The sequence below is a fragment of the Mesorhizobium sp. WSM4850 genome (assembly GCF_055811735.1).
The window spans coordinates 26,047-45,059 of sequence record NZ_JBVVPV010000004.1 but is presented as its reverse complement, the minus strand read 5'-3'; the positions used below and the strand labels follow the sequence as shown (position 1 = coordinate 45,059).

9 protein-coding genes are annotated in these 19,013 nt (G+C 62.1%); 2 read left to right on the top strand and 7 right to left on the bottom strand.

Going from position 1 to position 19,013, the window contains the following annotated elements; all coding sequences use genetic code 11:
* Positions 1 to 62 precede the first annotated feature (62 nt).
* The 3 genes from AC0L2Z_RS07270 to AC0L2Z_RS07260 form a co-directional block, all read right to left on the bottom strand.
* The gene (locus AC0L2Z_RS07270) at positions 63 to 5,021 is read right to left on the bottom strand and encodes a glycosyltransferase (protein ID WP_473627336.1); all 4,959 of its coding nucleotides are present in this window, start codon (positions 5,019 to 5,021) and stop codon (positions 63 to 65) included.
* The gene (locus AC0L2Z_RS07265; protein WP_473627335.1) at positions 5,021 to 8,620 is read right to left on the bottom strand and encodes a glycosyltransferase; all 3,600 of its coding nucleotides are present in this window, start codon (positions 8,618 to 8,620) and stop codon (positions 5,021 to 5,023) included. The genes AC0L2Z_RS07270 and AC0L2Z_RS07265 overlap by 1 nt, the downstream gene beginning before the upstream one ends.
* A 121-nt stretch (positions 8,621 to 8,741) precedes the next feature.
* Complete coding sequence (locus AC0L2Z_RS07260) at positions 8,742 to 9,167, bottom strand: hypothetical protein (RefSeq protein WP_287217038.1); 426 nt, start codon at positions 9,165 to 9,167, stop codon at positions 8,742 to 8,744.
* 214 nt (positions 9,168 to 9,381) lie between these two features.
* On the opposite strand from AC0L2Z_RS07260, the gene AC0L2Z_RS07255 reads away from it, so the two are divergent.
* On the top strand, positions 9,382 to 12,270 hold the full coding sequence (locus AC0L2Z_RS07255; protein ID WP_473627333.1) for an extracellular solute-binding protein: 2,889 nt from the start codon (positions 9,382 to 9,384) through the stop codon (positions 12,268 to 12,270).
* A 751-nt stretch (positions 12,271 to 13,021) separates the two neighbouring features.
* Here AC0L2Z_RS07255 and AC0L2Z_RS07250 read toward each other — a convergent pair.
* Positions 13,022 to 13,594: a DUF6931 family protein gene (locus AC0L2Z_RS07250; protein ID WP_473627332.1), complete on the bottom strand. Its 573-nt coding sequence runs from the start codon at positions 13,592 to 13,594 to the stop codon at positions 13,022 to 13,024.
* 191 nt (positions 13,595 to 13,785) lie between these two features.
* On the opposite strand from AC0L2Z_RS07250, the gene AC0L2Z_RS07245 reads away from it, so the two are divergent.
* Positions 13,786 to 14,316: an OmpA family protein gene (locus tag AC0L2Z_RS07245; RefSeq protein WP_473627331.1), complete on the top strand. Its 531-nt coding sequence runs from the start codon at positions 13,786 to 13,788 to the stop codon at positions 14,314 to 14,316.
* 54 nt (positions 14,317 to 14,370) lie between these two features.
* On the opposite strand, the gene AC0L2Z_RS07240 is transcribed toward AC0L2Z_RS07245, so the two are convergent.
* The 3 genes from AC0L2Z_RS07240 to AC0L2Z_RS07230 all read right to left on the bottom strand — a co-directional run bounded on the left by AC0L2Z_RS07240 (position 14,371) and on the right by AC0L2Z_RS07230 (position 19,012).
* Positions 14,371 to 15,990 carry a caspase family protein gene (locus AC0L2Z_RS07240; RefSeq protein ID WP_473627329.1) on the bottom strand — a complete coding sequence of 540 codons (1,620 nt, stop codon included), beginning with the start codon at positions 15,988 to 15,990 and terminating at the stop codon, positions 14,371 to 14,373.
* A 185-nt stretch (positions 15,991 to 16,175) separates the two neighbouring features.
* Positions 16,176 to 18,509 carry a M23 family metallopeptidase gene (locus AC0L2Z_RS07235; RefSeq protein ID WP_473627328.1) on the bottom strand — a complete coding sequence of 778 codons (2,334 nt, stop codon included), beginning with the start codon at positions 18,507 to 18,509 and terminating at the stop codon, positions 16,176 to 16,178.
* On the bottom strand, positions 18,506 to 19,012 hold the full coding sequence (locus tag AC0L2Z_RS07230) for a DUF1036 domain-containing protein (RefSeq protein ID WP_473627326.1): 507 nt from the start codon (positions 19,010 to 19,012) through the stop codon (positions 18,506 to 18,508). The genes AC0L2Z_RS07235 and AC0L2Z_RS07230 overlap by 4 nt, the downstream gene beginning before the upstream one ends.
* Position 19,013: the final 1 nt, after the last annotated feature.

Here is a 19,013-nt window from a genome sequence, read left to right as displayed (position 1 = left end):
GCCATGAAACAGGATGCTTGCGGATCTACTTGCCGCGAGGTGCTGGCTATGATCCGAAACCGTCAGCCAGCCTCGAACCAATGCGACAGGCCTCTCTTCGCCAGATAGCGCGCGACTTCGTGGCGGTTGGTGAAACGGTCCAGGATCACCGGAGCATTCTGCCGATGCAAATCAGGGATTCCACCGCTTGCGATTTCGACGCCAAGAAACCGGGAAAGCAGTCCCGGCGTCGCAGGGTCGAGGACCTTCGCGAAATCCAGGAAGAGCACCTCGCGCCTGGACGCTGCAAAGAGGTTCATCCATTCACACTCGATGCGGCGCTGGTACTGTTCTCGCGCCTCGAAATCATCTCTGTCAAACTTGATCCGAACCTGTTCCGGCCTTTCGCCACGTCGGCTGAACCATTTGCCATTCGACTTGGCGATCTTCTCCGACGAGTACTGCGCCAGAAAATTGCCGCGTCTGAGATGGATCAGCCTGGTTGCCGGGTCTGCGATGGCCGCCTGCGATACCACGGAGCTCAGATGGGCAAAGTGCTTGAAGCCCATGAGACTTCGGCCCTCCGCGGCAGCCTCTGCGTACACCCTGTCGAGAAACCCTATCGGGTCGGCATTGCGCGCGCCGAGGGCCTCCGGGTCGGAGACGGTGCGGTCGCTGAACTGGATCATGTCGTCGTGAAAAAGTTCGTAGTGGCATACAACGCCTGGCGTTCGGTTGAGCAGACCGCAGAGCAGCGTGGACCCCGTTCTGGGGCTGGCAAAAATGGCCAGCTTGACCGGCACGTTGCTCGAGCGCGCCGGGAACGGCGCGGCGAGCCGCTGTGGCGCAAAGTCGGAAGGCCCCTGCGCCACAGTTCGCTTCGGCACGGACACGTCTCGCGCATCGGCCAGCTGAGGAAACAGACCGCTCGTCCGTGCGATCTGCCAGAGAGCATCCGAGAAAGCTGGCCCGAAGGCTTCCGAATTGTCGTGTGGCGGCCGCCCGGACTGCAAAGTCGTGGCAAGCCGTTTGCGCAGCGTACGCAACGCGCCCCTCTCCGTCCCAAGCCGCCTGGCGAGCGCGCCATACTCCTCTGGCGAGCCGGCGACGAGCTCGGGCAGCCCATAGGCGCGTACCCAGGAGGCGCCGGTCAATTGCCGCAAGGCATCGCCTTCGCAAGTCAGCACCGGCGTACCACATGACAACGCCTCGCAGACGGTCGTCGCGCCGGCGTAGGGGAAGCTGTCGAGGTACAGGTCGGCGCACGACGCGATTTGACGAACTCGATCTGGGGTCTGTGTCCACAGCAGTAAAACCCGGTCTTGACCGACACCCGCCTTGGCCAGGTGTCCAGCAAGCCTGGCGCGGAAAGCTTCGTGGGCGAAATCCATCGACCAATTCGTGGCGAACGGGTACAAGACCAGAACGGCATCCGGAACACCATGGAGGATATCGGCCCAAACCGTCAGCAGGGCATCGGTGATCTTGTGCGCCATGGCCCCGCTGACCAACATCACGGCATCCGCCCTGATGCCGAGCTCGCGCCGTATTTTCGCGGATTGAGGCGCGACAAACTTCGGAAAGGCACACGCCCACTGAAGCGGCCCCTCGATCCAGGCCAGCGTCTCGGTGTAATGCCGCTCGGGCGCCTCAGGTTCGGTGGCGCGACAGGTAAGGGCGTAGTCGAAGCTGCGGAAGCCTCCTGTCGTCGGGCAGATCGCGCCGGTCCAGACCTGGACGGGGGCGAGGCGATGGGCGACGATCGCAGAGGTCTTCTCCCAGTCGGCGACATAGCAGCCGATGATGAACAGATCGAGTCCAAGCGCTCGGATCGCAGCGACGGAATCATCAATCGACCTTCCAGCCAGACATAGTTCCTCACTGAAGAGCCCTCCCGTGCCGAGCGCTGCGTCGCTCCGGTCCATTCGGATCAGCACCGCCTCGAAACGCGTCTGGTCCAGGTCCCGATACATGCCGAGCACGGCCCAGCCCTCTGGATGCGGCAGTACATCACGCACGAGCACGCCGATCCGCAGGCGAAGGGTCGGGTTATACGGCACACGCGGCATCGCCAGCCGTGCGCCCGAGCGCGTAAGCAACCGCTCGATGCACCGGCTGCGCAGCCCGATGAGGTCGCGCAGCACTCCCTTTCCGAAAATCACGCGCGTGCTGCGGAGGGTCCGCAGGGTGGCCGCTGCCAGATCGAACAGAGCGCTCGCCTTAGGTTCCCGCCCCAGAATGCGGTCGATGCTGGCGAGCAGACGCTCCAGGTAGATCACATATGCCCCGTGCATCTTGTCATCATGGATTTCCGGGGGGCGCCCGAAATAGCGGGCCAGCGTGTCAGGCTTCCAAAGTAGAGGAGCAGGGAGCCGCTCCAGGTCTGAATCAAGGGGCGCCGTGCAGGCAGGCCAGTTCAGGAGCGACAGAAGCGCTACCCGCAACTGATCGGCACCGCCGACGCCACTTGTCCGCGCGGTGGCGGTCCGGAGGAGGGATTCCTCTGCCTCGGTTCGCGGAATGTGCACCGTGCCCTCGCCGATCCTCACCAGAAAATCCATGTCGCGAGGTGCCGAGGCGATCAGGAGGCAAGCTTTGGGATCACAGGTGTCGATGAACGCGGACAAGGTGGCGCGCATGCGGGCGAGTTCTGCCGGCTTGGTTTCAGCAACGGGTTCGAACAGCTTAGCCGCAGCATCCATCATAGCCCGAAAGCTGGGGGGGTTGACGGTATGCGCGCGTGGCAATCTCGGACGCGCGGCGATACCCTCCCGGCCGCGCAACTCGAAGCTTACAAGCGCGACAGGTGCCACGGGGCCGTCGCCTGCGCCGCCGTCAGGCAGTTCGGACACAAAGGTCGAATGCAGGACTAATCTTACCTCATGTTGATCGGCGGGGTCTCGGAGCGGAACCTCGATGGTCCCCGCCCCATCGAGTTGAACTGCGGCGCGCAGATCGCCGTCCTGCGACACGCCAATGATGTGGCGGACCCCTGGCACCGGGTCCAGCACCGGTTCAATCGACATCACGAGCGACACCGCTTCGACGCACTCCGGCGTGCGAAAGGCAAGCGATGCCTCAGACGCCGCGTTGCGTGCTGGGGTCCCGTCAGATTCTTCCCAACCAGAGACGAGAAAGCGCGTTTGCAACATGTCCCGACCGGGGAACACGGTCTCGCCGAGGTTCAGGAGTTTAGATGAAGCGGAGCCTAACTCAGCTGCAAGATAGTCGCGGATGCCGATTTCGGCGATTCGAAGTCGTTCGCCCCCTGCAGTGGCCGACCCCTCGAAATGCAGCGACAGGTCGTGGGGTCGGACTTGCTGAGGCGCACGCGGCAAGCAGATCGCAAGGCTGGTTGCGTCGCCTAGCCAGCCCGTAAACAATGACTGTTGTCCCTGCCGCACATGCAGCCAACCCCGTGGCGGAAATGCCCCGAACCCCAGGAGCAACTCGCAGGATCCTGCCGACAGCGCAGAAAAGCGCATGCGTGCCGTAGACGCACGCATAGTTGCGCCGTCCTCCGAATCGACCTCCCACTCATCAAAATCGAGGCCTGCAGCGAGAGCCGTCGCGATCGGGCGGTAGCCTGTCCCATCGATGTACGGCGCGGGCCCAGCGCTGCCCTTCGTTGATACCTTTAGCCTGCTAACGGTTGGGCAACGATCTCTTGGTAGCAGCACCTGGCTATCGGGCTCGGCAAAAAAGGCAATTTCAATCCTTATCTTCCGGCGGCCTTCCCACGGCGCCTGTTTGACTGGAAGGTGAACCTCCTGCGCCGCCGCCACCGCGCCGCGCCAAATGGCCTCGCCTCCGATAGAGATCGTCGCCTCTGGGGAGCACTCGGCAGGCTCCGGGGTCATGTGCATCTGCAATGTGATAAGGAGCATCGTGGGGGTTGGGTCGAGCGTGAACTCGAGCACGGTTGTTCCGCGCGCATAGGTCGACCCGTTGCCCAAATCGGCAACTATGACGTCCTGGTAGGTCCCGCCATCGCGGACATCGATCCAGCGTTCAAATGGCACATGTACCGGCCATCGCGAGCTTGCGAGGCGTTCGAACCAGAGCAGCTGAGCCGCGGTATCGGTACCCTTTCGCCTGCGCTTCCCACGCGTACCCGATGCCACAGCCGTTCTCCAGTTGCTCTCCCTCGCGGCGGTCGGCGTTCCCTGCGGAGCCAGGAGCGCCTCCGCCCGATGGCACAGAGCGTAGGTCAGCGAGGCTGCCTCGTCGGGATCGTTCGAAAACAAATCCGCCCTCTCGCCCAGGGAAAGAAGAGCATCAGCGATGTCTCGCTGGTGGGCCTGATCACGTGCCAGGTCGTGCAAGTCCGCCAGTCCAATTGCGTAATTGTTGCCACCATGGATCCGGTACGATCCGAGGACCTGCGGCACATGGTCAAATCGCCCGAAGAGAGCGGCTGCTCTGATCAGATAGGCGTCGGCGCTGATCCGCCACCGCGCTTCCGGCATAGGCAGCACAGCTTCAAGGAGGCTGCGCGCGAAGGCGTTACCCGACGTCGGCGGAAATGCAAAGGTGCCACTCTGTAGAAGACGGGGACGATTGTCGCCGCTGTCGGAGTGAATCGAGGGGGCGTAGAGCCCCGTGCTATGCCCGGCCTCATCGATGGTATCGAGGCCAAAGGTCAAGACCGCAAGATCGTCGCTCCAGTGGAGGAGAATGAACTCTATTGCCTCGGGACGGAGTAAGTCGTCGGCATCGAGGAACAGGACGATATCACCCGTTGCCGCGGCAAACCCTGTGTTGAAAGCCGCAGCCTGGCCGAGGTTCTCGGTTCGTATCACTTCGACTCGACTGGCATATCTATCGAGAATCTGCCCAGTCGCGTCGGTCGAGCCGTCATCGACAACCACTATCTGCACCGCAGGGTGGGACTGGACGAGAATACTGTCGAGGCAGTTTTCCAAAAAGTGCCCGTAGTTGTAGCATGTAACAATGACACTTACCCGCGGGTGGGCGAGCGTCTTGTGCGCCATGCGATCGTTGGCGGAGGCGGAGGTCTCCGATCCCGCTTGGGCTGCCATTACTCGTCGCCCAGCGGAAAAGGCTGCCTGATCGTGAGGCTACCCTTGACCGACCGCCGACAAGGGTGCGGCGCTACCTGCTTCGGCAGATCGTCGGTGACTGCTACGATCCGGCAGATCGCTCCGCCGAGCATTCCGGGGCCGTTCGCGCCCACCGTGTCAGCGGCGATCAGCCCGTCGCAAGCTACCGTAAGGCTGAGGCCAAGCGAAGCCCCGGCGACAGGCAGCGGCAGTCGCAGTACTTGAAGCCCCGGCTTCGCGGTCTCAATTCGTGCTGAACCGAGCTCTAGAGAAAGCCGCTGCAGTGGTTCTCCTATCGTAACGACCGACACGTCGAGCGCTTGCGTTCCCGTCGGCGGAGGCGGCAAAAGTAAAGTTGTCCGGTGGACTGCCAGCCAAAGTGCATCTTCCACCGCAGGATGCCAGGCGGCGGGATCTACGGCGGAGCAGTGGACGGCTTTTGGACCGAGCCCCTCTGCCGAGGGCGGCCAGTTCCCGGCTAGGGGCGCAACGTTCGTTGGAGGGAAAGGCGAGGAAGCCCAGAGCTGCACGGCTTTCAACGTGAACAGGCGCTCCGGCGCATCGATCCGGCCGTTTAGCGAGACCGCGCCGACCACCCCGTCCGGCAAGTCCAGATCTATTGCATTGTCCCGACCTAGCCAGAACGCGAGGGGCCGATCCCCCAGGCTTAGGCAAGCCGCAACCGGACCAGGTAGTGCAACTCCCGCAACGACGCGTAACCTGATACGCGCCGGACCGCTAATCGAAGGCAATTGCAAGGTCAGCCGGAAGCGATTGGCGATGACCCTAGCCACGCGCCCGTCCGGCACCAAACCTAAAGCCGTCGATGCAGATGCATTGGCGAGAGGACTGACATCGAGCGGAATGTTGAGAGGCAGAAGGGGTCCCCCGCCCGCATGGTCCAGTCGGTCAATACGCAGCGCGGCTAAGCAAATATCTGGCCAGGCACCGGTCACGGGATCCTCGAAAGTGGATAGTTCAATGCGGACCCTTCCGTCAGCCACCGCTCCAGCGGACAGCACTGCCGTGAACGAGCGCCGGTCCGGTGCTTCGTGGATCGCGGTCAGCGCTTCATTGACGACTATCTGTACAATGTCGGGTAGGCTCCCGCCCGGATCTCTGTCGAGTTGGAAGGTCAGCGCATGGTCGCCGCACTCGGCGACCGAAAGGTAAATCTGGCCTCGCTGGCCGACGAGACGCGCTCCTTGGTCGTCCGGCCAATCCCAACCTTCACCGAGGCATGCCGAGCCAACCGTGTCCCCAGACGAAACGTCCACCGTAGATTCCCCTGCAGCCCTTGGCGGTACTGTCCACATAGGCAAGATGCGGAAGAATCTCCCGGCCGGGAGACGCGGGGCTGGGGGAAGTGCGAGTGGAAGCAAGTCCAAACGTAAGAGCGAGATGCATAACCGCCCGACGTCAGCGCCTACGCGGAGCGCAATGCAGGCAGAAAGCGCACCAGGGCCGGGTAGGTTTCGGCTCCATACTGTGATTAGTTCGCCGGGGAGTCGCAGGTCGATCACGCCCATGGCGCCCAGGTCCAGGGCTTCAATGCGCGTTCCGTTCAGCCAGACCTCGAACCCCCGCAGAGGCCCGGTTCCTGTTACGGCGAAGTCGAGCCTGAGCCGCCAGTGCGCTGCCACTTCGGGCAGGCGAAACGCAAGAACCGCCTCGCTCGCCTCGACATAGACTCCATCGGCGGAGGGGTGGGACCAGCCGCTCCCTAATACTTCTGACTGGGATTGCGCGGACGTCATATCCAGTCGGTAGCCGGGACCGAGTTGCGGCCATGTCGCTGGGCCAGCGTAGTCAACAAGATCGGCGCTCTCGGCGCCTGGCAGGGGCTGGCGCTTCGGCCTGCCGGGCAGGCCAAGGGCAAGCCGGGCCGGAAGCAATGCGTGTGCCGCTCTCGCGGATCGCGAAATCGTCCGCGACGATGCTGCCAGGGCAAGCGCGTTAAACGACTCCCTTGTGGCGTCCCTTATGCCGGTGCGCCGGCGGTGCCGCACATTCTCGAAAGCGGCTGAAAGGACACGGCGTTGCAGCCCCAGTCGCCACCGCTCCGCTTGCGGGCGTGTCACCATCGTGAACAGCCGTGCACTCAATGCCCGCCAAGCCAGAACCTGTCGTCCAAGCCGCACCTCGTGCAGATAAGGCTCGCCGCCAAGCATGCGGAAGTGGCCGTTGCCGCCATGCACTCGGTACTGCCCAAGGACAGCCCCAAGATCGACGGTCTCCCCCAGAACTGCGCAAGCCAGGACGAGGTAGAGATCAGCCCAAAGCGTCCATTCTGCCTCGGGCATTGGGAGGAGCGTTTTCAGCACATGGCGCGGAAAGGCATTCCCACTGGTCGGCATGAACGGGAAAATGCCCTGCGCCGCGAGTGTCCCGGCGAGATGGCCGCTGGCGGCACGCCTTCCCGATGAATAAAGGCCAGTTGGGCGACCCGCGGCATCGATCGTTTCGAGTCCGAACTGCAGACGAGAGACGCCACGAAGGTCAGCGGAAGCAACGCGTGCGACCGCCTCGGGCAGCAGCCGGTCGTCAGCGTCAAGGAACAGAACAACATCCCCCGTGGCCCGCGCGAAGCCCGCGTTGAAGGCGGAGGCCTGGCCTCCATTCGGCTTCAGCACCGGAATGATACCCGACGTGGCAGCGATGAGTCCGGCCGACCCGTCGTCGGAACCATCATCGACCACTATGACCTCGTGGGCCGACACGGTCTGGGTCAGGGCGCTGCGGATCGCCTCACCGACGAACGCGAGGTAATTGTGGCTGGTTATCACGATGCTGACCAACCGGTGCGGCTGACGGCCGACGGCTCGCACCGCCTCATCCAGTGCGGCGGCGATCACGGCAGGTTCGCCCCCGAAGCTATTGAAAAGCGCTTCGGTAGCCAGCACTCGACGCGTGACGTCGCGGCGGTTCCGCCGCCCCGATGCGAGCGAGGCAAGCGCTCGTGGCAGGTCCGTTGGGTCAGGTGCGTCGTGCGTGAGGCCCAGCCCGGTGAAAGGACAAGCGCCCGCGCAGATCACCTCGCGGCCCTGGGCGAGTGCTTCCCACGCTTCTCGTTTGTCTCCCATGACGAGCAGCGCCGATCCGGCCGCGTTGTGGTCTGAAGCGAGGGACAGCCCATGGGCCAGAGCAAGAGCTTCGAGACGATCGGGCTCGACGAACAGCGCCCAAGCTGGTCGCAGTTCGGGATGGACACCAAGCAAGACAACCGGAACGTGGGAACCCTTCGCCGGCGACCAGTCGGTTTCGAACTGGGGCAGGGCCCCTACCAGAGCTGCCACCGCGTCGGCGTCGAGCATCCGGCCAAAGCTTTCGACCAGTCGTTGAAGACGGCTATCCTCGCCCCGCGCATGGCCAGGCAATTGCTCGCTCAGGCGCCTTCGACCCGGCACCCAACTGTCGCCGAGATTGATGATGGGCAAATCGAACCGCCCAGCCGTTGCGCGAAGTGCCGCACTATCGTCATCGGAAGTCAGGCTTATTAGCACCGCCACGACCGAAGCGTGCGGTGTCGTGTCTGATCCCGCGACGTCCAGTGCGATGCCGCGCGACTCGAGGAGCACGTCCAGTCCGCTTTCCTCGAATAGTGAACGGATTGTGCGAGATGCAAGGCAAACTGAGGCCGGATTCAGAGACGGGCTGTTTGCAATCGTCTTATGCACCCAGACTCGACCCTCTTGTGCCTCAGTACTGGGCGGCGGTGACTTTTCGCTGCGGAGCCGTCACAACCCGTTTTCGTGGAAGGGTTGGCAGTTGCGCCAGAACTCGCCGTGGCAGCGCGCTAACCACGTCCTGCGACAACCCTGCCACGGCCGAGGGCGACAGCGCGGCCAGTACGGAGGCAGGCATGGCTCCGAGCAGCGGCGCGATGCACCGGCTGTCGGGGTGCCGCACCATCAAGGCGTTCACGTCGTCGACCGATTTCGTCTGAAGCGCGCGCGTGCACAGTCTCCGTTCTTCCCCTTCGAGACCTGCGGCGGCACGGGTTACCTGCGACTCCGCCAGGCCTTGGAACGGCACGCAGCCAACTACGGTCAAGGAAACGGTTCCCAAGGATGCGCCGACGATCAAAGATCGCGTCAGGGCAGAAAGCTTCTGGTCATTCGACATCGTGTCCCCAAGCTAATGAAGTAATATGCCAAACGTCTTTGCTGTCAGGTAGTCTCCGTTTCCGACACAGTGACACAGAAAGGTGCCTAGGCCTAGCCATGTTCCGCTCGCTGCTCGGCGCGCTTCTCGATTTTTGGCTTGTACAAGAGCCCCGGGCTTTACGTGGGGTCGCGCGAGGTACATAGTTGCGTGCTTGACCGAAGGATCAAGCAAGATGCGCCAGGGTATCGCATCCCTACTACATGCCCTATTCGGTGCGTGTCGCGCAGTTTCGATTGTATTGTTGCTCGCGGCAGCAACGCTTACAGCCATTGGTAGCCCGGCGCTTGCCGAACGTGTGGCGCTCGTCATCGGCAACGGGGCATACCGAAACACGCCGGCTCTTAGCAATCCTCCGAAGGACGCCGAGGCAATCGCCGAAAAGTTGCGCGAACTCGACTTCGTTGTCACGGTGGCGCTGGACGCGAAACTTGTCGCGATGCGGTCGGCGCTGAAAACGTTCACCGCCCAGGCTCGCTCAGCCGAGGTTGCCGTTATCTTCTATGCCGGCCACGGTTTGCAGGTGAACGGTGAGAACTACCTGATCCCGGTCGATGCAAACCTTGCATCACGCTCTGACCTCCAGGCAGCAACTCTGCGCGCCTCCGAGATTTATGCAAGCCTTGTTGCAGCCGGGCCCGACCTTGCGGTTCTTGTCCTCGATGCTTGCCGCGACAATCCGTTCTCGGCTGCGATTTCGACATCGCCGGGACTGGCCAGTGGCAGCGTCTCAGCCAGTGCCTTCGTTCAGCGGCCGAATTCGGCCGGCATGCTAATCGGCTTTGCTGCAGCGCCTGGAGCCGTGGCTTTCGATGGCGGAGATGGCCATAGTCCCTTCACAACGGCGCTTCTCCAATGGATTGATCGCCCCGGGCTCGAGCTTGGCACAATGCTCCGACGGGTACGCAGCACGGTTGTGGAGCTTACACGCGGCGCGCAGGTGCCCTGGGTTGAGGAGGCGCTGCTCCGCGAGGTTTACCTGTACCCTGCCGACCCTGCCGCACTTGCCGGTTCCAAGAAGGTTGCAAGCATCGAGGTGGCGCTCCTCGACACGATCCGCGCGCTTGAGCTTCCCGTCGAGCGGACAGTCGCGCGAGAGTTTTACAGTCGGCTCACCGGTACCGACGGGGCGGACCCATTGCCCGCCTCATTGCCCGGGGAGGGCGACAAAGCGGATCTTCACGATGATTTCGTCAGGCAAGGGTTGATTTGGCTTTCGATCCGGCACGCCTCGGACATCGACCTTTTCCAAAAGTACCTTGATGCTTTCCCGAGCGGCCCCTTTGCTGCTGCGGCCGAAAAAAGGATCGAAAAACTCCGCGAAGAAAAAGAGCACCCACCGGTGGAGGTGTCCGCCGCGGTCGCGCCCGACCCGGGCACTTTGGTCGTTGGTGAGACGACGGGATTGGAGCAGGGTAAAAGCGCCGGTGAAGTCGCTGCGGCAAGTGTGGATCCGCTTCCGGATCCTAAACCCACAGTATCGCAAGAGGCTGCGTCGGCCGCCAAGCAACCGCAGCCCCTTGAGATGGAAGCCAAGCTGGGGCTTGGGTCGCAGGCTCTGGCCGGCGTGCAAGCACTCTTGACCGAAGCTGGTGAATACTCGGGTCGGAAGGATGCGAATTTTGGGCCGGGCACCCGCAAAGCGATCGAGAGTCTCCAGCGGTCTGCAGGCCTTGACGCGACCGGCTACCTCGACCAGCGGACCCTTCAGGTTCTCGTGCGGCGCTATGCTGGCGCAGTCCTTCGCGATGATCTGGACACCAAACGGCGCGACGCCGTCCACTTGCTTGCTGCAGTCGCCTCGAAAGGAGCTGGGGCTCGCCCAACCGTGCTACGCGTTGCTGCCATGAGTCGCAACGACGCAGTCCACGCCTACTGGCGCGATCTCTCGCTGGATTTTGAGGCGCGTCACCCTGGCTACCGTGTGACTATCGAACATCAACCGGGATCCACGTATAAGGCGACACTTCTTGGAATGCTCGGATCCGACACTCCCCCAGACATCATGCACACTTGGGGCGGTGGCCATTTGGAGGCGCTGCGCGAAGCTGGCTTCGCACGCGACCTGACCGAGGAAATGTCCAAGGGCTGGGCTCTGGAGTTCCGCTCCGGGGCTTTGCAGACCTACACGCAGGACGGGCGTATTTACGGCGTTCCTTCATCAGTCGAGTTGGTCAGCCTATGGGTCAACACCTCTATCCTCGAAAAGGCGGGCGTTGCGCCCGAGCATCTGGCAACTTGGGGCGGGTTTCTCGAGGCGGTCCACAAGTTAAAGGCGCAGGGCGTCGTCCCAATTGCGATTGGCGGGCGTGATCGCTGGCCGTTCCAGTTCCTGTGGGGCAATCTTGCGGAGCAGATCGGCGGCCGGGCTGCCTTCGAGGCTGCCTATTCCGGCGCAGGAGAGGGGTTCCTGTCTCCCTCCTTTGTGGAGGCAGGTCAACGGCTGCGTGAACTGGCTGAATTGCAGCCTTTCCAGGTCGACTTTCTCTCAGCGGATGAGGGCGCGGCCGGCATGACCTTCGCCAAAGGCGGCGCGGCGATGGTGGTGACCGGGAATTGGCGCCTGAATACGATGAGGTGGAACTGGCCTGGCGGCGCGACCCGGATGAGCCGCGAACTGCGTCGGCTCGATTTCCCCGCCGTTTCCAAGCCTTCCGACAAGCTCCTGACTTATGGTGGGGCCGACGGCTACGCGGTCAATAGCAAGGCTCCCGAGATGGCGGTGGAACTTTTGCGGGTCCTGACGTCGCGCGCCGTCCAGAGCCGCATTTCGGAACTCGCCGACTCGGTGCCCTCGGTGTCTGGTTCCGACCTCTCGCTGAAAGACCCCTTTATCAGTGACGTCGCGGCGACGCTGCTGAGGAGCACCTACCACCAACTTTACTACGACCAGGCGCTTGGGCCGATCGCGGGCGAGGTTCTTAACGAGGCCACGATGAAACTCGCCACCGGCGACATGCAGGGTTTGGACGCGGCGCGCGCAATTGACCGTGCCTGGGACCAAGCTGTCCTGAGCCGCGCCCCGGTCCCGACAGTCCCGACTGACGGGCATGTGCCGAAATGAAATCGTCGCGATAGGCCAAAGCACGCCATCGAGCGCGTCTCACTCAACGACCCACGATCCGGTTATCGAAGGTTACCATCCGCCGCCGGGATGGTGTTATGTCGACTGAGCTTTTCGTATCCGCCCTGCGCGCGAAGCCAACAGCCCAACCCTGGCGATTGTGCCGAACATTGCTTTCGGCGCGCCTGCCATCGTCAAATCTCTTAAGCCTTCGCTCGCCCCGCAACTGCCTTCTTGGCTGGCGTTTTCTTGGCCGGGGCCGCCTTGCGGCACAGGCCACTAACCTTCGTGAGTGCCGATCTCTGCGCAGCCTAGCTGGGCGCTACCGTCGGCAGGCCCCACATATGGCTCGATACCACCCGAAATTCGACCGACGCCGCTGCTGGCGACGCCCACGCCGAAGCAGCCGCCGAAGGTCGTTCGCAGAGCCCCTCCGCCGCGAAAGGTCGTCAGGCCCGCTCCCAAACCGGCGGCCGTCAAGAAAGTGGTTAAACCGGTTGCGGAAGAGCCTGTAACTGCGCCTGTCATCGTTCCTTCTTCGGGCGGCGGCGGAGGTGGAACTGGAGGCGGAAGCGGAGTAGGCGGTTGGGAGGTTGACCAAATGAAAGTGGCGGGCTGAAGTTTCACCACCAACGACGTCCCGGTGCTGCGACTGCAACACTCGCTGGGGACACGTTTCAAGCAAGCGCTGGCCAAATGGGGCCCAAGGCGGCCGCAAGTAAGGCGAGCCATCCAGGCTCCAGACCACGGTCTAATTTGCATCTACCGATTGGCGCAGCGCCTCTGTCTCTGCCAACTGGATGCCCATTTCGACAAACGCGGAAAGAACTGAAAAGCGGTCCTCCAACGCAACACGTGCCAGTCCGGCCAGAACCCCCGCACTCACAGCGCGGGCGGCTGGCGGCGAGGCCGATAGCGCTGGCGCCTCCATGGCTGAACCGTTGCCATGCCGTCCTGCAGCCAGGGCAATCCAGGCGGCCGGCGTTGTTGGCGGCATTGCCGCAGCCTTGTCCACTTCCGGGCGATGGTGAGGGCTCTCCGGTTCGCTGACCCAGTCACGAACAACCGCGAGCAATTCCTGATCCCTGCTGTCGAGCAGAACGGTGAGGTGGCTCAGGCATTCATGGGCCCACCACACCGCAGCCCGCTCGGGTAGCAAATAGGCACAGAACGTAATCGCCTCCTCGGGCACCCGCCCGGCCAGCAGGGCGCGGCAAAATTCGATTGAAGGCTGTTCGGTCGGAAGTGCCACCATGTCCCTGGAAACGGCGGGGCAGGCCATGAAAAGGTCCCGTGCCGTTTTGAATCGAAGCTCATTGGCCATGGCGCCACGCTTTCCCCAGGGAACAATCGACACTGAAGCCCCGGGCGGGGCGGGTCAAGTCTCCCAGTCCCCAGCAAGATGCGACTGCCCTCCATCACTCGTATGCCTGACTTTTATTGACAGACAACCGCTTCGCAATTTGGTATTGTCCGCAGTCGATGAAATCGATGCTCAAGACAGGAGTAACCGTTATGCGGTTGGGCAGTTTAGCCTTCGTGTTTACGGTCGCGTTTTATTCGACCCATGCTTTTGCTGATCCGCTTCAGAAATCAGAAGACATCGTGAAGTTTTTTGACGCGGCGAGCGAGCTCGGCCCGCCGCGTGGAATTTGCGTCGGCACCGAGGAAGAGTGCAACAGCAAGAACAAGGCAGCGCCTGCCGAAAAAACCAGCCTCGACATGCTGATCAATTTCGGCCTTGATTCTGCGGAACTCGATGCGACTGCCCGCGCTGAACTGGACGAGTTCGCCAAGGCACTGAAGGACCGCCGACTAAGCACTTTGAACTTCGTTGTCGAGGGTCATACCGATGCAACCGGCTCGGAGCGCTACAACGAGGGGCTGTCGGAACGCAGAGCCAGATCGGTAACAACCTTCCTGACCTCCAACGGCATCGATCCTGCCCGCATCAAAGCGACAGGCCTGGGCGAAGCGAGTCCGCGCAACCCCAATCCATTCGATTCGGTAAACCGCCGGGTGGAAATGCGGATAAGGACTGAGTAGGGCCGCTCCGACCACCGAGGCACGGCCAGCGTCGACACGCCTGAAACTGGCTCGTCAGTTGTTGTTGAGCACGCCACCCACGGCCACACCGGTGCCGAAAATCAGCGCCTTGGTCAGGAAGTCGTTGTTGTCCGGCGGCGGAACATCCCGTCGAACCACGACCTGCTGCCTGCGGGGCTTCTGTGCCACCACCGGCTTTTGTGTGCGGGCCTTCTGTGCCACCGGCTTCTTTGTGCGGGCCTGCTGCACCTGTTTCTTCGGCTGTGCTCGAGCCAGATCGGCAGCGTAGCTGGCGCGCACCGAATCCATCATTGGATCCGTCTGGATCACCAGGAACGTCAGTTGCTCGCGTGTCAAAAAGGTCGTCTGCGGCAGGCCGTTTTTCGCTTGCCAGATGCCGATTGCCTGGCGGGTTTTTGGGCCTATGTTTCCGTCGATACGGCCAAGCTCGTTGCCCAAGGCTTCGATGCGCAACTGCAGATCGATACGGCCCTGGCGATCGAGACCGATCGCGCTTTCCGTCAACTCGGTGCCCGGGGCCTGCTTCACCTCGTCCGAAACCCCAACCGAGGTGCGAACGGCTGAGCCGGAAATTGCGTTGGCCTCGTCCTCATCGACTGCCGGGACCTGCCGATCTTCGGCCTTCGGTTCGTTCAACTGGTCGATGTTCAGCCGTGCCACCGTGGCGAAGCGGCCGCTCGGAAACTGTTCAAGATAGGCTTCGTAGAACGGAATGGAATTGCGCTTGGAAGCTTCGTCCCACAGACGCTGCTCAACCTCCCAGGAAGGAGGCTCGTTGGTCACCGGGGCAGGCGCCGGTGTCATCGCGCCGGACGCACCAGCGATCGGTTTTGTGGCAGGCGCCGCTTCCGCTTTGGACTGTCCCAGGAAGACCTCGCGTCCCAGTGATGCGTTGTGCCAAGGTCTTTGGCGACCTTGTGTCGTTTCGGTCACCTGGCCGCGCACACGCGTCAGCGCGCTCTGGATTTCAACGCCAGGTTCAGTCAGGTGTCTGGCGAGCGCCGCGGAGTAGGGACTGTTTACGCCGTTGCCGTCGAAAGCGATGGCGCCGGGGTCGGTTGCATACGCAATCAAGACTCCGCCGGTTCCAACGCCGTCCGATCTTGCTTCAATCGGCGCCAGTCCGGAGCCAAACGAGGCGGAACGGCTCTTCGGCATCGAGGCGGCCAGCGTCCTGGCCAATGGATTGTCGCGGCAGGCATCGAGGATGATGACGCCGATCGCCGGCTCGGCTGGTAACGCCGCCATGAAGTCGTCGATCTGAACGGTGCGGGTCTTGAGATGAGCGGGCGATGTCAGTTCGGCGTCTATCGGAATCAAGAAATTCTTGCCGTCGACCTGCATGCCGTGGCCGGCATAGAAAATGACGGCGAGCTCGGCATCGTAGGATTGCTCGGTAAACCGACTGATGAGGCTGTGCATGCCTGCATTGTCTTGATCGAGCCCCTCGATCACCTGGAAGCCGGCATTGCGTAGCGTGGATGCGATGAGGTGCGCATCGTTGGCGGGATTGGGCAAGGCAACGGCATGGACATATTTACTGTTGCCGATGACCAGTGCCACGCGTTTGGCATCAGGCGCGGCAGCCTCGGCTCCAAGCGACGTGATGACAAACAGGAGAAACCCGCTCAGAAAGACGGCAAATGCTTTCATGGTCCAGCCCTCCGCCCCGCCGGGGCGCACTATCGATGTCTGCGCATGCCAAAATGGCTCCTGGGCGTATGTGATCTCGACCACAGTTTTGGTTCACAAAGGCCCAAAAAAGTTGGCTATAGTAGCACTTGGCAGCAGGAACGCCAATGGACTAACGGCAAACTCGCGCGCCTCGAGAAGCACGTTCAAAGGGTATTCTGCATCGAGCCTATGAGAGCCGTGATCGCCTGCTTGTATTTTTCGAACTCGGGCGATGTCTGCCGGACTTCCGTCGTTGTCGTTGTTTGTTGGCTCACTTCAACCATCGCCGGGCTCAGCTTCCGCCCCATTTTCCTTTCGGCCCAGCTCACGACATAGCTGGCGGACTTGCCGGTGAGGAACGGGTTGGCTTGAATGACGGCCGATCCGAGCACGGCGCTCAATTGCGCCGAGCCCGGCGACGACAACACTTGATGGGCGCCTTCCATTCCCAGGAAATGACAGAGATAAAGCCGGCCGGCTGTGATCTGGTGGCCGCGTGCCCGAAGATAGGCTTCGCCTTCGCGCGCCAGATTGCTGACCATCTCGCGCGAGATGGTGGCGTCAAAACGCAGAGCGAGCAGGTCGGCGGTTGACAGTGTCCGCGCCAGTTCGGGGCGGTAGGTGTTCATCATCCGGATCCACGTCTTGGTTATGAACTGACCGGCGCCGGTCGCCGAAGAAAGTGGGTTCTTGGCGCGGGCTTTGCCGCCACTTTCGACTTGAACGATACGCTCGGTCAGGGTTTCGACAGCGGAAGCGTCCGTCGCGATTGCCGTAACCGTGCCCAGCGGATCGATGGCCTGGCCGTTGCGATAGAGTTCGAAATGCAGGTGCGGCCCGGTCGAAAGACCGGTGGTGCCGATGTAGCCAATGATATCGCCTGCCTTCACCTTCGCGCCGACACCGCCCTTGTCAGCGAATTTCTGCATATGCGCATAGCGCGTCTCGCTGCCGTCCCCGTGCGAAATCTTCACCAAATTGCCGTAACCACTTCCATCGCCCTGAAAGACGATTTCGCCGTCGAAGGCGGCGGCTATCGGCGTGCCCAGAGGCGCCGCCCAATCGACGCCCTTGTGGATACGAACGGTTCCGAGGATTGGGTGCTTGCGTGGGCCGAAAGTCGAGGTCATGACCCCGTTGACCGGTGTGACCATGCCGTTGGCGACTGTCAGCGAGCGAACCTGATCGTCGCCGCTGACGCATGCATACTGGCCGTCGGTCTGCTGGAACACGAAACAGTCAAGGCTTTTCTCGCTACCCCGGACGCCAACATACAGCACCCGTCCGGCCGTCTCTTCCTTGCCACGCGGTTTTTGCGAATAGATCAGGACCAGACGCTGGTCTTCGCTGGCGAAGGCATCCAGATCCTGTCCTCGCGACAGATACATGATCGCTTCTCCGATCACGCCGGTTGGAACCTTGTTGCGCGCTGCTGTCGAGTAGATCGCGTCGAGCAGCCGGTATTGCCTTTTGTGCGTGCCTTGCGCCTGTGCGCCCGAGTAGTTGAATAAATCTTCGCGGACCCACGGGTCGACACCAGACACAAACACACCGGCGGCATTGCGCGTCAGCGTGCCGACAAATACGTTCTTGGCGTAGATCGAAACCTGCATGAGGGACATGGTTGTCGTCTCGCGCGTCGGCCTGAAACCGCGCATGGCGACGACATGACCTGGCTCAAGGCTCTCCCGATTAAAAAGCGCCTTCAGGGCCTCGCCTGCCAGCTTGGCATCCTCGGCGGAGAAATGCGCATCGAGCGCAACGCTGTCCAGGCTGCGGTCGTTGAGGATCTTTACGAAAATGTCCTCGGTAGCCTCGTATCGTTGATGTTCACTGATGACATTTGCAACGCTTGTGTTGTTTTCGATCTGGGTTTTCTGGAACGCGGGAAGGGCTGCCTCGCCTGAATCGATTGTTTCGCCCCAACCTGCTTCGGCATCATCGACACCCCCCTGCGGGTCCGAAGCAACCGGAGCCTCGTTTGGAACGGGCGGTGGCTGAACGTCGTTTTGCAACTCGTTGGATGGCGCCGGCGCGGTCTGTCGCTGCGCCTGGAAGAATGCGAAATCTTCTTGCGTGGACGGTATCGTCGTCATGAACTTTTCGCTGGCGCTAAGCATCACGTCGGACAGAATCTCGATCTGCGGAGAAACGCCGGCCTGGTCGAGTTCTGCCGGGCGCGGGATGACTTGGCTTTTTGTTGCGCCGCCGGTGTCGGGCGCAAGCGTGATCCACATCGGGTCGCCTGCGAGATCGATGATGGCAGGCACATAGACAGATGCGTCGGCCGGCACATCGTCGATTCCCTCGACGGCATGCAACTCCTCATCTTCGTCGCCAAACGACCAATAATCCGCGGTGAGATAGAAGCCGGCAGCGATCGACAACAGGGCAACCACAGCAAGCCCGGCAAGCAGCCTGCGCCAGAGCCTGCGCCTGCGCAGGGCGGCGCGGGCCTGCTTTTTCAACTTGAAGCTTGTGTCGATACTGTGCGTCACGGATTGCTTCCGGTCAGGAAAAAGGTCCACCGCGCCTGTTCAAGCGTATCGACTTCGAGAAATCGTGCGGCGATATGGCCGCGCTGCCAGCATTCATCGATGCCGCGTATCGAGAAACGCCGCCGGTCGATGCACATTTCGGTCGACCCGGTCAGGGTCGCATGGCCAAAGACGTCCGTCGCATAGATGTAGATGTAGCGGTTCGAAAGTTCCTCGCGGATGACGTTGACGCACTGATTTGCGCCGATGGTCCACCAGCCATCGGTCTGGTCGGCATTGTCGACCTTTTGGCCGACAGCGAGATTGACGACGTCGAGCGTCTGATTGCAGACGGTGAATTCGGCGTGCGCTTCGTGAGGCGACAGGAGAGCGAGCAATGTCGCGCCCAATATGACCGTAAGTCTGATACGGCCTGTCAGGGCAAGCAGGCCGCGAAGCCAGTCACGCTGATTGTTGGGCGGGACAGCGGGCAGGAAGGAAAAGCGCGAGCGGCGGTGGGCCATC